The organism is Senegalia sp. (in: firmicutes), assembly GCF_052088025.1.
In the GTDB taxonomy this organism is placed as follows: Bacteria; Bacillota; Clostridia; order Tissierellales; family SIT17; genus Anaeromonas.
Window position 1 is genome coordinate 50665 of sequence record NZ_JBQCYD010000009.1, and the last position, 17292, is coordinate 67956.

Here is a 17292-nt window from a genome sequence, read left to right on the forward strand (position 1 = left end):
TTAGAAACCTCAAAATCATTACTTAAGCTTGCTGTTTCACCGACTTCTGCCTAATAATTAGGTCTTACATAGTCTCCTTAAGAGATTGAGCTAATGGAACTCTTCTCTGACAGCCTTTTACATCCCCAGTCCGGGAGGGATGTGTTACATATCCAAATTAAGCTGTAAGTAACCTAATTCCTTCTTCTAATATATTTATTGCAGCATTCTCATCCCTATCTAATTCTGTCTTACAGTTAGGACAAATCCATTTCCTATCTGACAAAGTAAGCATGGTATTTTTCTTTTTACAACAAGAGCAAGTCTTGCTTGAAGGATAGAACCTATCTATTAATATAACTGTTTTATTATGCCATCTTGCCTTATACTTTAGAAACGTCTTAAAATAACCCCAGCCCACATCATTAATTTGTTTGGATAATTTCTTGTTTTTAAACATTCCACATACATTTAAGTCTTCTAAAACAATAACTTGGTTTTCGTTTATTATCTTAGTCGATAACTTATGTAAGAAGTCTTTTCTACAATTTGCTATCTTTCTATGCATCTTTGATATTTTAATTAATGTTTCATTATAGCTCTTCGAGCTTTTTTGTTGTCGCGCTAATTTCTTATTTAGTTTTCTTAGTTTATTTTGAGCTTTAATATAGATTCTAGGATTTTCTATTTTTATTCCTTCACTAGATATTGCAAAGTGTTTTATACCTAGATCGAAAGCTTTTATTTTATTATTTTCTATTAGGTTTTCTATTTCTTCTTTAGTATACTTTTCTTTAGACTTTAATTCTTTTTCTAATTTTATTTCTGTAATTATTGATACATAATAAGTCTCATCATTGTATTTAGTTATTGTAGCTCTTTTTATATCTCCTTTAATATCTTCTCTACTATTTCTATTAAACTTCACTTTTCCTAACTTGGGTAACTGAATTCTACTAGTCACAAAATCCACTTTTATATTTCCGTTTGTAATATTTGTAGTGTATGAGTGTTTCTCATTTCTCTTAGACTTAAACTTAGGATAACCCCAGTTTTTATTTCCTTTTTTAATTTCTCTAAAAAAGTTGGTATAAGCATTATTTAAATCTATTAAAGCATTGGTTAGAGCAAACTTATCTACTTCTTTTAAAAAATAATATTCTTTTTCTTTCTTTAACTTGTTACAGTCATTATTACAATCAGTAAGAGACATGCTAACTCTAGTATATTTGTATATATTTTTTCTCTCGTTTAAAAAGTAATTATACACAAATCTAACACAGCCAAAAGTTTTATTTATTTGTATTTTTTGTGTTTCATTAGGATGAATTTTAAATCTATAAGCTTTATTTAATATTTTAGATTTATTCTCATCTTTCTTTCTAAACATATTATCCCTTCTTTTTCTGAGATTCTATATATTTTTTAACCGTTTCTTCTGATATATTACCTACAGTTCCTACATAATATGATGGATTCCACATATGTCCTCCATATAACTCCTTTTTTATTTCAGGGAACTTTTTAAATAACCATCTAGCAGATACTCCTTTAAGTGCTTTTACCATATCGGGTATTGCATTATTCGGTGTTGCTTCTATAAATAAATGAACATGATCTTTGTCTGTTTCCATTTTTATAATGTCAAAATTATTATCTTTTGATATATTATAAAGAACTTCTTTTAAATATAAATCAATTTGTCCTTCTAGTATCTCTTTTCTATATTTAGTACACCAAATTAAATGATAGCCTATCTGGTATACACTATTACGATTTGTTTTAAGTTGCATCAGGTAACCACCTTATTTATTCTTATACATATATTATATCATATTTTATGAGATAATAGTAAAAGTTTTTATAAAAAACAAAAAAATTGCTCTAACTCCTGTTTGAAAACAGAAGAATGCGAGCAATGTTTAATCTTCAAAAAGAAGAGGCATATATTTGCTATATGTTTTCCTCATCTTCCAAAGTCTAAACTTTGTAGGAATTAGCACCGTTTTATCGGTTGCCGGGTTTCATAGGGCCTCTCCCTCCACCACTCTTGATAAGGTATCAAGAATTATTCAGTTGATACATAAATATTAACATAAGAATAATTATTAGTCAATAACTTTACTCAAGTACCATTACTCCCACTGAACTTAATAAATACATTATAAATCCTGCTGTAACTACTCCTGCTACTATTGTGGGAAAGGCAAATTTAAATCTCATATTAAAAAGTGTTGCAGCAAGAGATCCAGTATAAGCTCCCGTTGTAGGAAGAGGTATTGCTACCAGTAAATATAAGCCTAATAAGGTATATTTCTTCATTTTCTTACTTCTTCTAAGGGTTCTATTTTCTAACCAATTTATCATTTTATCAAACTTTTTAAACTTCCTTAGAAAGGTAAATATTGGTCTAAGTAATAATAATAAAAATGGCACTGGTAAGATATTTCCAAATATTGATAATATAGTGCTTTGGATGGGAGTAAAACCCAGACTAATTCCAAGAGGTATAGCTCCCCTCAGTTCAAATATAGGAGTAGCTCCTACTATTACAACTGCTAATTCGCTTTTAAGTAATTCAATAAATTCCAACATAATATTCTCCTTCAAACTTTAATCTCTATTATTATACATTATATATATGTTGTTTTAAAGTATTTTAATGATATATTAAGAAAATCTTAAGAATATAGAGCAAATTATATCTTTTTCAGTCCAAATAAGCTTTTTTCAAGTTTTTTAAGCCTTTTCAAATTGATAAAAATTTACTATAATAAGGTAGTAGTCAGTTAGCGGGGTGTAGCGCAGTTTGGTAGCGCATCTGGTTTGGGACCAGAGGGCCGCGGGTTCAAATCCTGCCACCCCGACCATAGGAAAAGGATAAATCATATGATTTATCCTTTTTTATTTTTCTTGTTTTTTATTTTCATTATGATATAAGCTTATTAGCTCGTCCAAATCTTGACTTAATTTCAAAATTATTTCTCTATTTTGGTTATTAAGTATGGCCTTGTGAAGTTTCTTTCTTAACATTTCTATTTCCTCATTTAACCAATTCTTGTTCTTTTTACTACTAAGTGATAAAGCCATATAAGCCCCCCTTTAGATTTTCATTGTATAAATATATTTATACCATCCCATTTTTCTCTATTTTATTGATACCCATTTTTATAGATTTAAACTATGCTTATTATTACAACTCGGTTACAATTTATCCCTCAATTTATATTTAAAGTATATATTCCTTTATTAAGGAAATAATTATATATAGATTGGAGGAATGTATTTATGAAAATAAAAAGAACTTTTTATATCTTTATCATATTATTTCTTACATTTATTTCTGTTTATTTGATTATCTATGATAAAAAAGAATTAGCTAAAAATAATAATATTTATTACAAACAAATACACACAATAAAATTACCAGAAGAACTTAAGGAAGTTAAACCAGAAGAAATAAATGAAAAAAATAATGACCATACAAAAGAAATAAGAACAGTTGAAGAAAATAAAAAACAAAACTCAACCATTAAATCAGAAGTTTTTTCTAATCAAATCATGGCAAAAAAACATGCAATATTATCTAACATAGAAATTAATACTAATTATGATGAAGACACTCAAAGGTTTCTCATATATGAATTAAATGAAGGCATAAAAAGAGCAAAATTAGATCAATTTGAAAAAAGACTATCTAGTAATAATATAAAGGATTTAAATATAGATCAAGTAAAATCAAATTTATCTAAAGAAGATAAGGCAAAACTTAGTAAAATAATAGACAAATTGGGAACTCTAAATGGATTAAAATTAATAAAAATATTAGATAATGGAATAACTTCTGATGAGCAAAAGGAAATCCATGATTTACTTAAAGATAAATTAAAAGAAGAAGAGATAATATCTTTAAATGATATATTAGGTGATTTCACAAAATAAGAGGGACTAATAGTCCCTTAATAATATGCTTTTTCTTCTATTAAAACTTCTTTTATATTCTTTATTTTACTAAGTATTTCTCTATTTTTATTTGTATTTCTAGTTTTAATTATTATAGGTATTTCATGTATTTTATCATACATATTGTTTAAAGTATCTTGAAGCACAAGATAATCTATATCAAATGTAATATTTATGAGTTCTATATAATCAATTATATTTTTAAATTCTTCATTAAATTTTAATTTTTTTCTACATGTGAATTTGTAAAATTTATTAATATCAAGTGATAATCTTACTGTTTTAGAATCAATCATTTCTTTTATTGCTTTTTCATCTTCAAATAAACTATAATCTTCTATGTGAATAAGTATAGGTGTCTGATATTTGATTGAAAGATTATCTAAATCAACTATGGTTTTATCTAAAAGTGATAAATCAATATCATTTGATAGATTAGGTTTTAGATTTACTACTAGATGTTCAGTTGGAAAAGATTTAGACATCTTTAAATTTAATTCTAATATTTCCATAGTAGCATCTCTTAGCCTTTTCTCATTACTTAAGAAAAAAACCATATTAGGATTATTTTGATTAAATACAGGGAATAAACAGCTTATTTTCAGAGACCTTTCCTTACACATCTTTAAAAGAGAAGTTATATCTTTAGCACCAGAAAATTTATTTGAAATTTGTATCCAGCTTATATTATTTTGTATAGCAAAGTTTAAGTCCATTTCATCTACAGATATTCCCAGATGTTTATTCATAAATTTCACTCCTCTTGCATCACACTATATATTATGCCTTTGTTTGCAATTTTGCTAAAATATATTTAATTTATATTATATACCCTTTTAATAGATATTGTATACAGTATTTACAAGATTATATATATTTTCATTTTACAAATTTCGACTTTTTAATGTTTTTTATCTGGTTTTATGGTATTATTATTTTATCCAGCAATAATCATTCTATTCTATATGGGGGCAAAATATGAAGAAAAAGATTGTTTTAATTTTAATACTATTATCTGTTACATTTACTTTTGCTTGTAAAAAAGATCAAAAAGAAGTTACAGAAAAAAATGATGATATAGACCAAGAAGAAGTAATTGAGGAAGAAGCAGAAGAAGAAAAAGTCAATCCATTATTTGACACTTCTAATCTAGTGCCAGTAAACAGTAAAATATTTCTAAATAATAAACCTTTAGACTTTAGCAATACCATATCACAAGGGCCCTTATCTAATACTTCAGGAAATGTATTAGTCCCTTTTAATAAGGCATATGAACTTTTAGGTTTTGATGTAGAAAAAAATGAAAGTGATGAAGATTTAACCTTGTCTGCAAAATATGGAAAGATCAAAGTATATATATCCATAAATATAGATAAAAACGTCAAATCTATCTCAATTAATAATCAGGATTTAAGTGGCAATGATATTTCTGTTTACATACTTGAAAATAAAGATAATGATTCAGAGCTTTTAATTCCACTTGAATTCATAGCACAATCAATTGATAGTAATATATTTAAAGGCAATGAAAAAAATTCCTTAGTTTTAAATTTCAAAGAAGATGTAGAAGAAAAAAAAGATCAAGCTATAGTTAAAGAAGAGAAAGAATTTAGTCCTGTATTTAGCAATATAGGAGTTGAAATTGGGGATTCACTTGATAAGGCAAAGGAAAAGTTTGGGGAAATAGGAGATAGCGGAGGCTATCAAGGATCTGATTATTATTCTTTTGATCACATAACAATATTTACAGATATAGGAACAAAAAATATAGTTTCTATAGGTTTGCCTGATTCTACTTATTCTGTAGATGGCATAAAGGCTGGAGATAATATTAAAAAGGTTTTTGATAAATATGGCAAGAAAGAAATAGAAGAAGATCCTGATGAAGAGCTATTTGCTGTAATGTATGATGATATTCATGGATATAAAATAAAATATTCCTTAAATGATAACAAGGAAACAATAGGTTTTATAAATATATATGAAGAATAAAAACAAGGGCTGAGCCCTTGTTTTTATTTTATTTATTATTGGTTCCCCATATTAGTTAAATCTTGAATTTCTACATCCTTTGGGATTTCAAATATAGAATCTTTAAATGGACCTTTTTTGAAATCTATTACTCTCATTTTATTTATCAAATTACCATCTTCATATGTTTCAGCTTTAAGTGGAAATCCATTCTCTTTTGATAACCACAATCTAGAATTAAAATTATCAACTTTATATTCCACAACTTTTACCTTTTGACCTTCATAATTTTCATCACCTATTATTGTCATGTTTTCAACATCTAAATCATACATATAATCTTTAAGAAGCTTTCCTTTATCTTCTTCAAGTTCTCTTTCAATAGATGATTTTATTGCCATATTTTGATTAGGATAATAGATATATTGTTCCTTCTCATCTTCATCTGATATAACTATTATACTTTCTTCTTCTTCTAAATTCATTTCAGTTCTAGTTTTATTTCCAGAATTCCACATTTTCATTGTTGCTACTTCGCCTTCAGATTCAGATTCATATTCATAATAATATTCATCTACTCCTTGTGATTTAGATAAAATTGAATCTATATCACTATCGTCGTTGTTATCACTTGTCTCTTCATTATCTAAGTCAGGTTCTGGTTCTACATCTGGGTCATTTTCATCTTCTATTATGTCTTCTTCTACATTACTGTCATTTCCATCTTCACTGTCAGTATCATTTGCGCACCCTGCTATTACTAGTAAAAATGAAAGCAATATTATAAAAAGTACTAATAACTTTTTCATGGTATGCCTCCTCCCAATATATTATATTAAGTTTTATTAATATATATTTACCCTTCAATTCTTTTTTAACACAAAAAAGCTGTAATTCAATTGAATTACAGCTTTTTAATATCTTATTTCATCTCATATATATTTGGTCTTCTATGTTTGAGTAAGGGTAATTCACCTCTAACCTTTGTAATATAATCTTTATCCAAATTAGAATAAAGTATTCCTTCTTCAATTTGAAGCTCATCTTGAATATTTCCCCAGGGGCTAGCTACTAAAGAATGTCCATATGCCCTATAGCTGCTATCTTCATTTCTTGATTGAGAACATAGCAAGGTATATACTTGATTGTCAAGTGCACGTGCGCGAGCTGATAAATGCCAATGAGCAGGTCCTGTAGTCATATTAAAAGCAGCAGGTACTATAATAGCATCCACTCCTTTAAGAGCTAAATTCATAGATAAATCTGGAAACCTTATATCATAGCATACAATAAGGCCAAATTTCATATCTCCTACTTGAAAGGTAGTTAGATCTTCGCCGGCAGTTAATGTGTCCGACTCTTTAAATTTAGCCCCACCTTCAACATCAATGTCAAATAAATGGATTTTCCTATGTTTGGCTATTAAATCACCTTTTTTAGAAAAGACATATGAAGTATTATAAATATGTTCACATTCTCTTTCAGGAATAGAACCACCTACTATCACTAGATTCAGTTCTTTAGCAAGATTTTTCAAAACATCTGTGCTTTCTCCAGGGTATTCTTCAGCAAACTTTTCAAAATAACTATTATTATATGGAGTGTTGAACATTTCTGGAAGAATTACTAATTCAGCACCATTTCTTGCAGCTTCTTTTATATGCTTTTTGGCTTTCTTTAAGTTTAGAGACTTTTGATCTTGAACTTTCATTTGAATTAAAGCTATTTTCATTTCCGCTTTACCTCCTTTTGAGACATGGGGACGGTTCTCGTGTCCCATTATTGTATCAATTAATTTATTAGTATATAATTAAATTATAACATAAATACATATTCTAGAAAGGGGTTTACCATGAAAGTTAAGTTAATAGAACCATTAAATGTTTCAAAAAAATTGATTGAAGAATTATCAAAACCTATAAAAGATATGGGCCATGAATTTGTCTATTATGATGAAAAAACTACAGAAACAGATGAACTGATTGAAAGAAGTAAGGATGCTGATATAGTTATGATAGCAAACAATCCTTATCCTGCTGAAGTAGTAAGTGAAATGGATGATTTAAAATTGATAAATGTAGCTTTTACTGGAGTTGATCATGTAGCAGTTGATGAAGCTAAAAAAAAGGATATAAAAATTGCTAATGCAGCTGGATATTCAGATACATCAGTTTCTGAACTTGTAATAGGTCTTACATTAGAATTATATAGACAAATGGGTATTTCACACCCTGGAAAAGGAATGGAGATAAAGGATAAGACTGTAGGTATAATAGGTACTGGAAAAATAGGGATTAGAACAGCAAAACTTTTTCATGCATTTGGTGCAAATTTAATAGCTTATAATAGAACAGAAAAAGATGAAGCTAAAGAAATGGGTATAAGCTATGTTGAATTAGACGAACTTCTAGCAAAAAGTGATATCATTTCCATACATTTACCACTTAATAATAATACAAGAGATTTTTTAAATAAGGAAAAATTAGAAAAAATAAACAAGGATGCAATACTTATAAATTGTGCAAGAGGTCCTATTATAGATAACAAGGCCCTAGCTGATTTATTAAATGATGGAAAAATATCAGGAGCTGGAATAGATGTATTTGATATGGAGCCACCTCTTCCAAAAGATTATCCTCTTTTATATGCTCAAAATGCAATTTTGACTCCTCATATAGCATATTTAACTGAAGAATCTATGATAAGACGAGCTGAAATAGCATTTGATAACACGATCTCATTCTTAAAAGATGAACCTAAAAATTTAATAAATTAAAAATGAGAGCTTAACAAATACATATTTGTTAAGCTCTATTGTTTATAATATATGATTCTATATTTTTCAAAAGATTTTTAGCTTTCTGCATGGTTTTTTTCTTATTGAAAAAATTAGCTATTTTAAAATTTAAAGCTTTGATCATGTCAGGTGCTATATACTTTTCCCTATATATTACCTTTATTTTTTCATCACTCAAACTATTTACATCATATTCAATAATGTTTTCACCTTGTTTACTTTCATATCTTGCCTTATATTTTTTATAAAGGTTAAATTCTACTAAACTTATCTTTATTTCACCTAATTCCCCAACTCTTGTCTTTAGTATCTTTTCATATTTAAAGCCTTCAACTATATCTTCTTTTGATAAATCCTTACCAGTACTTTCCTTTACATCTTTTATGACAGAATTATATAGAAAATCAAAGAATTCTTCCTTACTTACTTGTAAATCCAAACTTACTTTCACATCATCACTCCTATATGATTTGTATATATTACTTTTATAATATCATATTTAAAATAATAAAAAAGCAAATAAATGCCTAGGAGTAAAATTCCAATTGGAATTCTATCCTAAGCATTTTATTTAAACAATACTATTTGAAAGTTTCTATTCTATTTCCAAATATTGACTAACATGAAACTACATCATTTCTTTTACTGTTTTAACTACATTTGATACACTAAATCCGAATTCTTCCATCAGTTTTTCTGCTGGTGCTGATGCTCCAAAGTGGTCTATTCCTATATTTTTTCCTTCAGAACCTGTATATTTTTGCCATCCAAAAGTAGTTCCTGCTTCTATTGAAACTCTTTTACTTATATTTTTTGGCAATACTTTTTCTTTATACTCAGCATCTTGAGCTTCAAATAATTCCCAAGATAATATACTTACAACACGAGCGTCAATATTTTCTTTTGCAAGTTCTTTTTGTGCATCCATTGCAAGTGATACTTCAGAACCTGTTGCTATTAAAATAGCATCTGGTGAATATTTCTTTTCAGGACTTACAATATATCCACCTCTATTAGCATCTTCAACACTATCAAGTACTGGTAATCCTTGACGAGTAAGAGCTATAACTGATGGTCCATCAGTATTTTTAAGTGCTTCTATCCAAGCAACTGCAGTTTCTTTTGCATCTGCTGGTCTAAATACCTTTAGATTTGGTATGGTTCTAAGTGCTGCTAATTGCTCTATAGGTTGATGAGTTGGTCCATCTTCGCCAAGTGCTATAGAATCATGAGTAAAGACATATACAACTGGTTGATTCATTAGAGCAGATAATCTTATAGCTGGTCTCATATAGTTTGAAAATATAAGGAAAGTTGCTCCAAATGTTCTAAATCCACCATGAAGTGAGATACCATTTAATATTGCTCCCATACCATGCTCACGTACTCCAAAGTTTATATTATTTCCATCTGGAGTGTCAGCTTGGAAATCTCCTGTGTTATTCATAGTAGTCTTGTTTGAACCTGCTAAATCTGCAGAACCACCAAATATATTATCCATATGTTTAGCTATTACATTGATTACCTTACCACCTGCAGCACGTGTAGCTATGTCTTTGTCAAAATTAAATAATTCACTATCATTTAATAGTTCATCTGATAGTTCTAAACTATGCCATCTATCCCATTTAGCTGCAAGTTCAGGATGTTTTTCTCTATATTTATCAAACTTTTCATTCCAATCTTGTCTTAGCTTATCTTTTTCATCAATTACTCTTCCCATATGAGTATATACATCTTCTGGAATAAAGAATGCTTCATGTTCCCAGTCCATATTTTCACGAGTAAGTTTGATCTCATCTGCCCCAAGTGGTGCACCATGAGCTACAGATTGACCTGCCTTGTTTGGAGAACCATATCCTATTGTAGTTGGAACCTTTATAAGTGTTGGTTTATCTGATTTCTTAGCCATTTCTATTAAATCTGATAATTCATCTATATCTTCACTATTTCTAGATTCTAATACTTCCCATCCATAAGCTTCAAATCTTTTACCTACATCTTCAGTAAAAGCTATGTCAGTAGTTCCATCTATAGTAATTTTGTTATCATCATATAGTACTATCAATTTAGAAAGTTTTAAATGTCCTGCAAGTGAACATGCTTCAGATGCAACACCTTCCATCATGTCTCCATCTCCAGCTACTACATAAGTGAAGTGATCTACTATATTCATATCACTAGTATTAAATTCAGCAGCAAGTCTTTTTTCAGCCATTGCCATACCCACAGCATTTGCAATACCTTGACCAAGAGGTCCTGTTGTAGTTTCAATTCCCTCAGTATGACCATACTCAGGATGCCCTGGTGTTTTAGAACCCCATTGTCTGAAATCTTTGATGTCTTCCATAGCTACATCATAACCAAATAAATGAAGTAGTGAATATTGAAGCATTGATCCATGTCCTGCTGATAGTACAAATCTATCACGATTAGCCCAAGTAGGGTCATTTTTACTTACATTTAAATGTTTAGCCCAAAGTGTATAGCTTAAAGTTGCTGTACCCATAGGAAGTCCTGGATGTCCTGAATTTGCTTTTTCTACTGCATCCATTGATAAAAATCTTATACTATTAATAACTTTTTTGTCCATTTTACTCAAAATTTTTTCCTCCTTTTATTTAAAAAACTCTCTTTTCTTATACTTCCACCCATCATTATAATCTTTATTTTAAAATATGTCTAATAATAATTATACCCTATTATAGTTAATATAATAAGTTTCATCATATAATAAAGGCCTATAGTATATTTTACTATAAGCCTTTAAATCTAATCTATCCAAATATTGCATTTACTATTAATAACTCAACTAATCCTACAAACCAAGCTATAGTTGTTGTTACTGACCAAACTCTGATTTGTTCTTTTGCTTCCTTTATTCCAAGCATTCTATTTACTACCCAGAAATAACTATCATTGAAATATGAGAACATCAATGATCCCATAGAAGCTCCAATTGCTGCAAATACTGGATTAACATTTAGTGTTGCAATAATAGGTGCAGTAATAGATGCAGCAGTAATCATTGCAACAGTACCACTACCTTGAATTAATCTTACAAGAGTTGCAATAGCAAATGGTAATAATATTGCTGGTAAGTTTGATTTTGCTATAAGTTCTGCAATATAATCTCCAGCTCCACTATCTCTTAAAACCATACCAAGAGCTCCACCACCACCAGTTACCAGTATTATAATTCCTGCTGATTTTATTCCAAGTTCCATTTTTTCCAATGTTTCTTCCCTACTAAATCTACCTGTTAAACCAAATATAGCAACTAAAAGTCCTATACCTACTGCAATAACTGGTGCTCCTAAAAATGCTATAATAGGAGCTAAATCTCCTTCATATCCTACTGTACTAGCTATAGTATTTATTAGTATAAATATTATAGGAACTAATATAGGTGCAAAGGACATGAAAGTTGAAGGTAAATCTTCACTTTCTTCTTCCAAACTAAAAGTTTCACCAAGTTTCACTTCTTCAGGAGATGATTCTATCCATGTAAGTCCATCTTCTGATGGTAGTCTGTATATTTTATTACCAATCCATTTACCATAAAGCATACCTGCAGCTGTCATAGGAATTGCAAGTATAATACCCCATAAGAGAAATGATCCTACACTTACACCAAATATCCCAGCAACCCCAACAGGTCCAGGTGTTGGTGGTACAAGTGAATGAGTTATTACAAGTCCTAAAGCTAGAGCTATTCCTAAAGATATGCCTGACTTTTTAGTTTTACGTGATATCGCTTTCACAAGGGGTGATAATATAACAAATCCAGAATCACAATAAATAGGTATAGCAACAATAAATCCTGTTAGGGCTAGTGCGATTTCCTCTCTACCCTTACCAAGTCTCTTTATAAAGGTTCTTGCCATTCTTTCTGCAGCACCACTAATTCTAAATATTTCCCCCATCATAACACCAAATCCAATTATTATACCAATACTACCAAGAGTACCTCCAAATCCCTTAGTGATTGAATCAATTATAGTATTTGGTGGCATTCCGCCTATCAAACCTGTAACTGCTGCTGTAATTATAAGAGCTAAAAATGCATGTATCTTAGTTTTCATTATTAAAAATATCAATAACGTAATACCTATAACTAAACCCAAAATCATTTGACCACCTGAAACTGCTACATCCATAATAATAATCCTCCTTTTTATAATATATTATGCCGATTTATTTCCCCCATACATATTTATAAATATGCATGGGGATTATTATATTATCTATTATATTTAGGTGCATATTCTGCAGCTAAACGAATAGCTTCTATCATACTTACTGCACTGGCTTTTCCACTTCCTGCTATATCTAGAGCTGTTCCATGGTCTACTGATGTTCTTAAAAATGGTAGATTGTTTGTGATAGATATTGTTCTTTCAAAATCAACCATCTTAGTAGCTATATGACCTTGATCATGATAAAGAGATAAAACAGCATCATAACTACCCTTTAGTGCAAAATGAAAAACTGAATCAGCTGGTACTGGTCCTACTACATCAATTCCTTCTTCTTGAGATTTCTTTATTGCAGGTGCCATTTCCTTAACCTCAGCATCCCCAAACAAACCATTCTCTCCACTATGTGGATTTAAACCAGCAACTGCAAGTTTTGGACTTTCTACTCCTAAAATATTTAGAGTATCCATGCAACGTTTTATATAATCATACAATCTTTCTTCAGTTACCATATCACAAGCTTCCTTTAAAGATACATGACGTGATAGGAAAAACACTCTTAAATTATGCACTTGAAACATTGTAAGAGGATCATGACTATCAGTTAAATCTTCTAGCATTTCAGTATGGCCTATATATTTAACTCCACCCTCTTTAAGTGATTCCTTGTTTATTGGTGTAGTAGCTATTGCTTCTACCTTTTTATCCATTGCTAATTCTACAGACTTCTTAATATATTCAAATGCAGCCTTTCCAGATTCTCCTTGAACCTTTCCAACCTTTAATTGATCAATATTTACATTTTTTAAATCAATTAAATTTAATACATTTTTCTTGTAATTTCCTTCTTCCACATTTTCAATAATATTTATTTCTAAATCTAAATCACAAAATCTCATAGCTTGCTCAAGTGTAGCCCTATCACCTATAACTACTGGCTTTGATATTTCATTTGTATTTTCATCAGCTATTGATTTCACTACTATTTCTGGTCCTATTCCAGCAGGGTCACCCATTGGTATTCCTATATATGGTCTATTCATATTCATACACTCCTTTAATTTTTATTATAATCATTTGATATCTTAGTGTGTAAATAATCCACACACCTTATCAAGGCATCTTCTTCTCCAACTAATCCACCTTTAGTTACAATAGGTGTATTTGGATATTTACCTTCTATAATTCTTCCATAAACAGCTAGAGGCAATATTTCATCCTTAACTTCTATTCCTACAGCACTTAAAACATGAGATACAGCAACGGTTACATCTCCACCACTTGTATATAATCCACCTATCTTGTTTTCTGTTTTATCCATGACTGTTCTAGTGATTATGGCAAGTCCTGTAGATATTCTTTGAGAAATATCATCTTCTGATACATTTACATCCTTAGCAATTTGTCTTAAATCTAAAACTTCCTTTTCTTCATTTGTAGTGATAACTCCTATTGCACTATAAGCATCTAAATTATCAATCAAATAATTTACCACTCTATCTATTTCTTCCTTTCTACTTTCTTCATATACTAATTTCTCACAATTTACAAAGACTAGAAGTGGATCATACTTTAATTTAAAGTATTCAATCTGTCTTCTAGTGAGATTGGTTACACTGCCAATTGTAAGCATTATCTTCTTACCAGGACTTAATTTAGCTTCACCTAATAATTCTTTCGTAAGTGCTGATGTAAATGGTCCAGGATCTGCTGCGACTATATTTAATTTAGAATTTTTACTTGCCCTTGCTATTGTTTCAATATCCTTATCAGTTGTAGCATCAATTATAATTATCCTCTTATTGTTCTTCTTGTGCTTTAATATTTCATCTGTAACAGCCTTATCACCCTTTAAAACCTTATCTAGAGAAATTGTAGCTATATCATATTTTGATTGGTCTTCTACAAGTTTTGGTACAAATGAAGTTCTTATAGGTGTTTTATGATCCTTAGCTACATCAGTTTGTTCAAGTGGAATGGAATCTACCATCAAAAATCCACCAATAGCTACTCTTTCAGAAGAAGGAAAGGCTGGTACCATTATAACAATTTCATCATTATCTAATGTATCTAAAACAGCATCTATTTCCGCACCAATATTTCCCCTTACTGTGCTATCTATTCTTTTAGAAATCAACCTTACATCCTTATCTTTAAAGATATTTACTATATCTTTAACTCGCGTGTAAGCTCTTTTTGCTTCTATAGCCCTACTATCTGTTGTAATAGAAATTACATCAAATTCCTTATGTTTCTCCTCAGAATAATCACCTGAATCTAAAAGTGTTGCAGCCTTGTATCCTTGTCTTGCAATCAATACCCCAGTTGCATTTGCACCAGTTAAATCATCTGCTATTATAACTACCTTTGGCATTTAAATGCCTCCTTTCATCTAAACTATAGATATAGAAATATCTTTTTCTTTCATTTTTTTTACTAGTTCTTCATCTATTCCATCATCACTTATTATAAGATCTAAATCTTCTAGATTGCATATTTTTGAAAATGATTTTTTACCAAATTTCGTGCTATCTGTTACAAGTATTGTTTTATCACTAGATTCAATCATTTTCTTTTTTAACATTGCCTTTTCCATGGTAGGTGAAGTGATACCTCTTTCTATATCTACTGAACTTGTGCCTATAAAAGCTATATCTGCATAAACTTCATTTAAGAATTCTTCAGCCTTACTTCCTATGCAAGCTCCTATTTCATTTTGCACCATACCTCCAGTACAATATACCTTTATCCCTTTTGATTTTGAAAGATATACTGCTGTTAATAAATCAGTAGTAATTATATTGATGTTTTTAAAATTTCTTATCTTTTTTGCTATTTCCATAGTTGTAGTTCCAGCATCTAATATAATTGTATGACCTTCTTTTATGAAAGTACTTGAATATTCTGCTATTTTAATCTTTTGTGAAATTTGTTTTTGCTTTTTATGCTTATATGAAATTTCTTCATGAAGACTCTCAACAGGTATGGCACCACCATGAGTTCTTATAATTTTATTCTTTTCTTCTAAGTAATCTAAATCTCTTCTTATAGTCATAGGAGATACATCTATCTCTTTGGCCAAATCTTCTATAACAACCTTGCCCTTATCTTTCATATATTCAATTATATAGGCTCTTCTTTCAGCTTGAAGCATAAATTTCCACCTCTCTTGTTAATATGTAACATTTATCAAATATAAATATGTTTATATGTGTTATATATTGTTTGTTTGTGTTCGTTTGTGTTAAGTATATAATATATAAAAAGCGTTTGCAAGAATAGTTTATTATTTATCATAGTTTTTTTGTAAATATTTCAAACAATAAAAAAAGACCCATGGTTTCCCACAAGTCTTATATAAATAAATTTTCTTATTTTAACCCATCTATTGGTGTAGCATGGTTTTTAAGTATTGTATCTAAATCAACTACATTTAATTTTCCTGTAGTTTGAAGCCATACTTGAGCTTGCTCTTCACCTTGATCTGTAAATACATCTACGCTGTCTTTCCATGTAGCACGACCACATAATACTCCATTGAATTTAGAACCTGATTCTCCTGCAAGTATCAATGTCTTCTTGAATAAATCAATAGTAACACCAGCACTTAGGAATATGAATGGTAAATTAGTTGCATCGGATTGTTCTTTGAAGTATTTGCTAGCTTCTTCTTTGCTATGAACGATTTCATCATTACAATATCCTTCTACAAAATTCATATTTACTGGAACTTCTACCTTTAATACATCTACATTATATCTTTCATCAGAAAAGTCCTTCATTGCTTCTATTACCTTTTGAGGTTTAACTTTTGCATATTCTTTTCCCTTTACATCATCAATATCCTTATCATATGTTACTATTTCAAGAAAGAAGGGAATATCTTCTCCTAGACATTCAGAACCAACACGCTCTATGAATGCCTTTTTCTGATCATTTATTTTATCAGATTCATCCTTATCATAATACAAAAGTATTTTAATTGCATCTACTTCTTTTTCCTTTAATCTCTTCACAGAATAATTAGGTAATAAATCAGGAAGTCTTCCTTCTTCACTTGCATCATATCCTGTTTCTTCATAAGCCATTAAAAGTCCTACTCTATTATCCTTAGTTTCTACTGCATCCCAACCATATTCAGGATCTAGAAGGATTGCTGATGCATATTGAGTAAGTTCTTTTGATACACTTTTCTTGAACTTTTTTATTATTTCTTCTACATTTCCACCTGTTTTACCAAGCATCTTTTTAAGTGATCCTCTTTGATCTATAGCAAGTGCGTTTATTATTCCCTCATCTGTAGTTATTTTTTTCATATATTTTTTCTTATTTTCAGTTAAATTAGGCACAATATCCTCTCCTTTAAACAGTATGTTCTAATAG

17 protein-coding genes, 1 tRNA gene and 1 riboswitch are annotated in these 17292 nt (G+C 29.6%); of the genes, 4 read left to right on the forward strand and 14 right to left on the reverse strand.

Features of this window, described 5'->3' with window-relative positions; all coding sequences use genetic code 11:
* Positions 1-157 precede the first annotated feature (157 nt).
* From ACTHUW_RS03785 to ACTHUW_RS03795, 3 genes are all read right to left on the reverse strand, one after another.
* Positions 158-1369, reverse strand: coding sequence for an RNA-guided endonuclease TnpB family protein (locus tag ACTHUW_RS03785; RefSeq protein WP_442198663.1), 1212 nt, complete (start codon positions 1367-1369; stop codon positions 158-160).
* A 1-nt stretch (position 1370) separates the two neighbouring features.
* On the reverse strand, positions 1371-1775 hold the full coding sequence (gene tnpA, locus ACTHUW_RS03790) for an IS200/IS605 family transposase (protein WP_442198669.1): 405 nt from the start codon (positions 1773-1775) through the stop codon (positions 1371-1373).
* Between the two features lie 167 nt (positions 1776-1942).
* Positions 1943-2039: riboswitch (SAM riboswitch) on the reverse strand.
* A 61-nt stretch (positions 2040-2100) separates the two neighbouring features.
* Positions 2101-2571 carry a COG2426 family protein gene (locus ACTHUW_RS03795; RefSeq protein WP_442198140.1) on the reverse strand — a complete coding sequence of 157 codons (471 nt, stop codon included), beginning with the start codon at positions 2569-2571 and terminating at the stop codon, positions 2101-2103.
* Between the two features lie 201 nt (positions 2572-2772).
* On the opposite strand from ACTHUW_RS03795, the gene ACTHUW_RS03800 reads away from it, so the two are divergent.
* Positions 2773-2849: transfer RNA gene (locus tag ACTHUW_RS03800), tRNA-Pro, on the forward strand.
* Positions 2850-2883: 34 nt separating this feature from the next.
* On the opposite strand, the gene ACTHUW_RS03805 is transcribed toward ACTHUW_RS03800, so the two are convergent.
* Complete coding sequence (locus ACTHUW_RS03805) at positions 2884-3069, reverse strand: aspartyl-phosphate phosphatase Spo0E family protein (RefSeq protein WP_442198139.1); 186 nt, start codon at positions 3067-3069, stop codon at positions 2884-2886.
* Positions 3070-3267: 198 nt separating this feature from the next.
* On the opposite strand from ACTHUW_RS03805, the gene ACTHUW_RS03810 reads away from it, so the two are divergent.
* Positions 3268-3921, forward strand: a complete 654-nt coding sequence (locus ACTHUW_RS03810; RefSeq protein WP_442198138.1) for a hypothetical protein — start codon at positions 3268-3270, stop codon at positions 3919-3921.
* Between the two features lie 17 nt (positions 3922-3938).
* On the opposite strand, the gene ACTHUW_RS03815 is transcribed toward ACTHUW_RS03810, so the two are convergent.
* On the reverse strand, positions 3939-4691 hold the full coding sequence (locus ACTHUW_RS03815) for a hypothetical protein (protein ID WP_442198137.1): 753 nt from the start codon (positions 4689-4691) through the stop codon (positions 3939-3941).
* A gap of 229 nt (positions 4692-4920) precedes the next feature.
* Here ACTHUW_RS03815 and ACTHUW_RS03820 point away from each other — a divergent pair, with 229 nt between their 5' ends.
* Positions 4921-5934 (forward strand): stalk domain-containing protein, encoded by a 1014-nt coding sequence (locus tag ACTHUW_RS03820; protein WP_442198136.1) that lies wholly within the window; start codon positions 4921-4923, stop codon positions 5932-5934.
* A gap of 35 nt (positions 5935-5969) precedes the next feature.
* Here ACTHUW_RS03820 and ACTHUW_RS03825 read toward each other — a convergent pair whose 3' ends face one another.
* Positions 5970-6722, reverse strand: a complete 753-nt coding sequence (locus ACTHUW_RS03825; RefSeq protein ID WP_442198135.1) for a hypothetical protein — start codon at positions 6720-6722, stop codon at positions 5970-5972.
* A gap of 113 nt (positions 6723-6835) precedes the next feature.
* Positions 6836-7645: a carbon-nitrogen hydrolase family protein gene (locus ACTHUW_RS03830; RefSeq protein ID WP_442198134.1), complete on the reverse strand. Its 810-nt coding sequence runs from the start codon at positions 7643-7645 to the stop codon at positions 6836-6838.
* Positions 7646-7765: 120 nt separating this feature from the next.
* On the opposite strand from ACTHUW_RS03830, the gene ACTHUW_RS03835 reads away from it, so the two are divergent.
* Positions 7766-8689: an NAD(P)-dependent oxidoreductase gene (locus tag ACTHUW_RS03835; protein ID WP_442198133.1), complete on the forward strand. Its 924-nt coding sequence runs from the start codon at positions 7766-7768 to the stop codon at positions 8687-8689.
* A gap of 28 nt (positions 8690-8717) precedes the next feature.
* Here ACTHUW_RS03835 and ACTHUW_RS03840 read toward each other — a convergent pair whose 3' ends face one another.
* The 7 genes from ACTHUW_RS03840 to lacD form a co-directional block, all read right to left on the reverse strand.
* Positions 8718-9161, reverse strand: a complete 444-nt coding sequence (locus ACTHUW_RS03840) for a DUF3284 domain-containing protein (RefSeq protein ID WP_442198132.1) — start codon at positions 9159-9161, stop codon at positions 8718-8720.
* A 177-nt stretch (positions 9162-9338) separates the two neighbouring features.
* Positions 9339-11315, reverse strand: coding sequence for a transketolase (gene tkt, locus ACTHUW_RS03845; RefSeq protein ID WP_442198141.1), 1977 nt, complete (start codon positions 11313-11315; stop codon positions 9339-9341).
* Between the two features lie 172 nt (positions 11316-11487).
* Positions 11488-12870 (reverse strand): GntP family permease, encoded by a 1383-nt coding sequence (locus ACTHUW_RS03850; RefSeq protein WP_442198131.1) that lies wholly within the window; start codon positions 12868-12870, stop codon positions 11488-11490.
* An 83-nt stretch (positions 12871-12953) separates the two neighbouring features.
* Positions 12954-13958: a 4-hydroxythreonine-4-phosphate dehydrogenase PdxA gene (gene pdxA / locus ACTHUW_RS03855; protein WP_442198130.1), complete on the reverse strand. Its 1005-nt coding sequence runs from the start codon at positions 13956-13958 to the stop codon at positions 12954-12956.
* Between the two features lie 8 nt (positions 13959-13966).
* A complete protein-coding gene (locus ACTHUW_RS03860; RefSeq protein ID WP_442212518.1) occupies positions 13967-15283 on the reverse strand; it encodes a four-carbon acid sugar kinase family protein in 1317 nt (438 codons plus the stop codon).
* An 18-nt stretch (positions 15284-15301) separates the two neighbouring features.
* On the reverse strand, positions 15302-16063 hold the full coding sequence (locus ACTHUW_RS03865; protein ID WP_442212520.1) for a DeoR/GlpR family DNA-binding transcription regulator: 762 nt from the start codon (positions 16061-16063) through the stop codon (positions 15302-15304).
* Between the two features lie 217 nt (positions 16064-16280).
* Entirely contained in the window at positions 16281-17258 is a 978-nt protein-coding gene (gene lacD, locus ACTHUW_RS03870) for a tagatose-bisphosphate aldolase (RefSeq protein ID WP_442212522.1), read from the reverse strand.
* Between the last annotated feature and the right edge of the window lie 34 nt (positions 17259-17292).

Excerpts from the sequence above, each read along its gene's own strand:
- ACTHUW_RS03810 (WP_442198138.1), top strand. The coding sequence starts at position 3,268 with ATGAAAATAAAAAGAACTTTTTATATCTTTATCATATTATTTCTTACA.
- ACTHUW_RS03785 (WP_442198663.1), bottom strand. The coding sequence starts at position 1,369 with ATGTTTAGAAAGAAAGATGAGAATAAATCTAAAATATTAAATAAAGCT.
- ACTHUW_RS03860 (WP_442212518.1), bottom strand. The coding sequence starts at position 15,283 with ATGCCAAAGGTAGTTATAATAGCAGATGATTTAACTGGTGCAAATGCA.
- ACTHUW_RS03850 (WP_442198131.1), bottom strand. The coding sequence starts at position 12,870 with ATGGATGTAGCAGTTTCAGGTGGTCAAATGATTTTGGGTTTAGTTATA.
- ACTHUW_RS03835 (WP_442198133.1), top strand. The coding sequence starts at position 7,766 with ATGAAAGTTAAGTTAATAGAACCATTAAATGTTTCAAAAAAATTGATT.
- ACTHUW_RS03815 (WP_442198137.1), bottom strand. The coding sequence starts at position 4,691 with ATGAATAAACATCTGGGAATATCTGTAGATGAAATGGACTTAAACTTT.
- ACTHUW_RS03830 (WP_442198134.1), bottom strand. The coding sequence starts at position 7,645 with ATGAAAATAGCTTTAATTCAAATGAAAGTTCAAGATCAAAAGTCTCTA.
- ACTHUW_RS03820 (WP_442198136.1), top strand. The coding sequence starts at position 4,921 with ATGAAGAAAAAGATTGTTTTAATTTTAATACTATTATCTGTTACATTT.
- ACTHUW_RS03825 (WP_442198135.1), bottom strand. The coding sequence starts at position 6,722 with ATGAAAAAGTTATTAGTACTTTTTATAATATTGCTTTCATTTTTACTA.
- ACTHUW_RS03865 (WP_442212520.1), bottom strand. The coding sequence starts at position 16,063 with ATGCTTCAAGCTGAAAGAAGAGCCTATATAATTGAATATATGAAAGAT.
- pdxA (WP_442198130.1), bottom strand. The coding sequence starts at position 13,958 with ATGAATATGAATAGACCATATATAGGAATACCAATGGGTGACCCTGCT.
- ACTHUW_RS03805 (WP_442198139.1), bottom strand. The coding sequence starts at position 3,069 with ATGGCTTTATCACTTAGTAGTAAAAAGAACAAGAATTGGTTAAATGAG.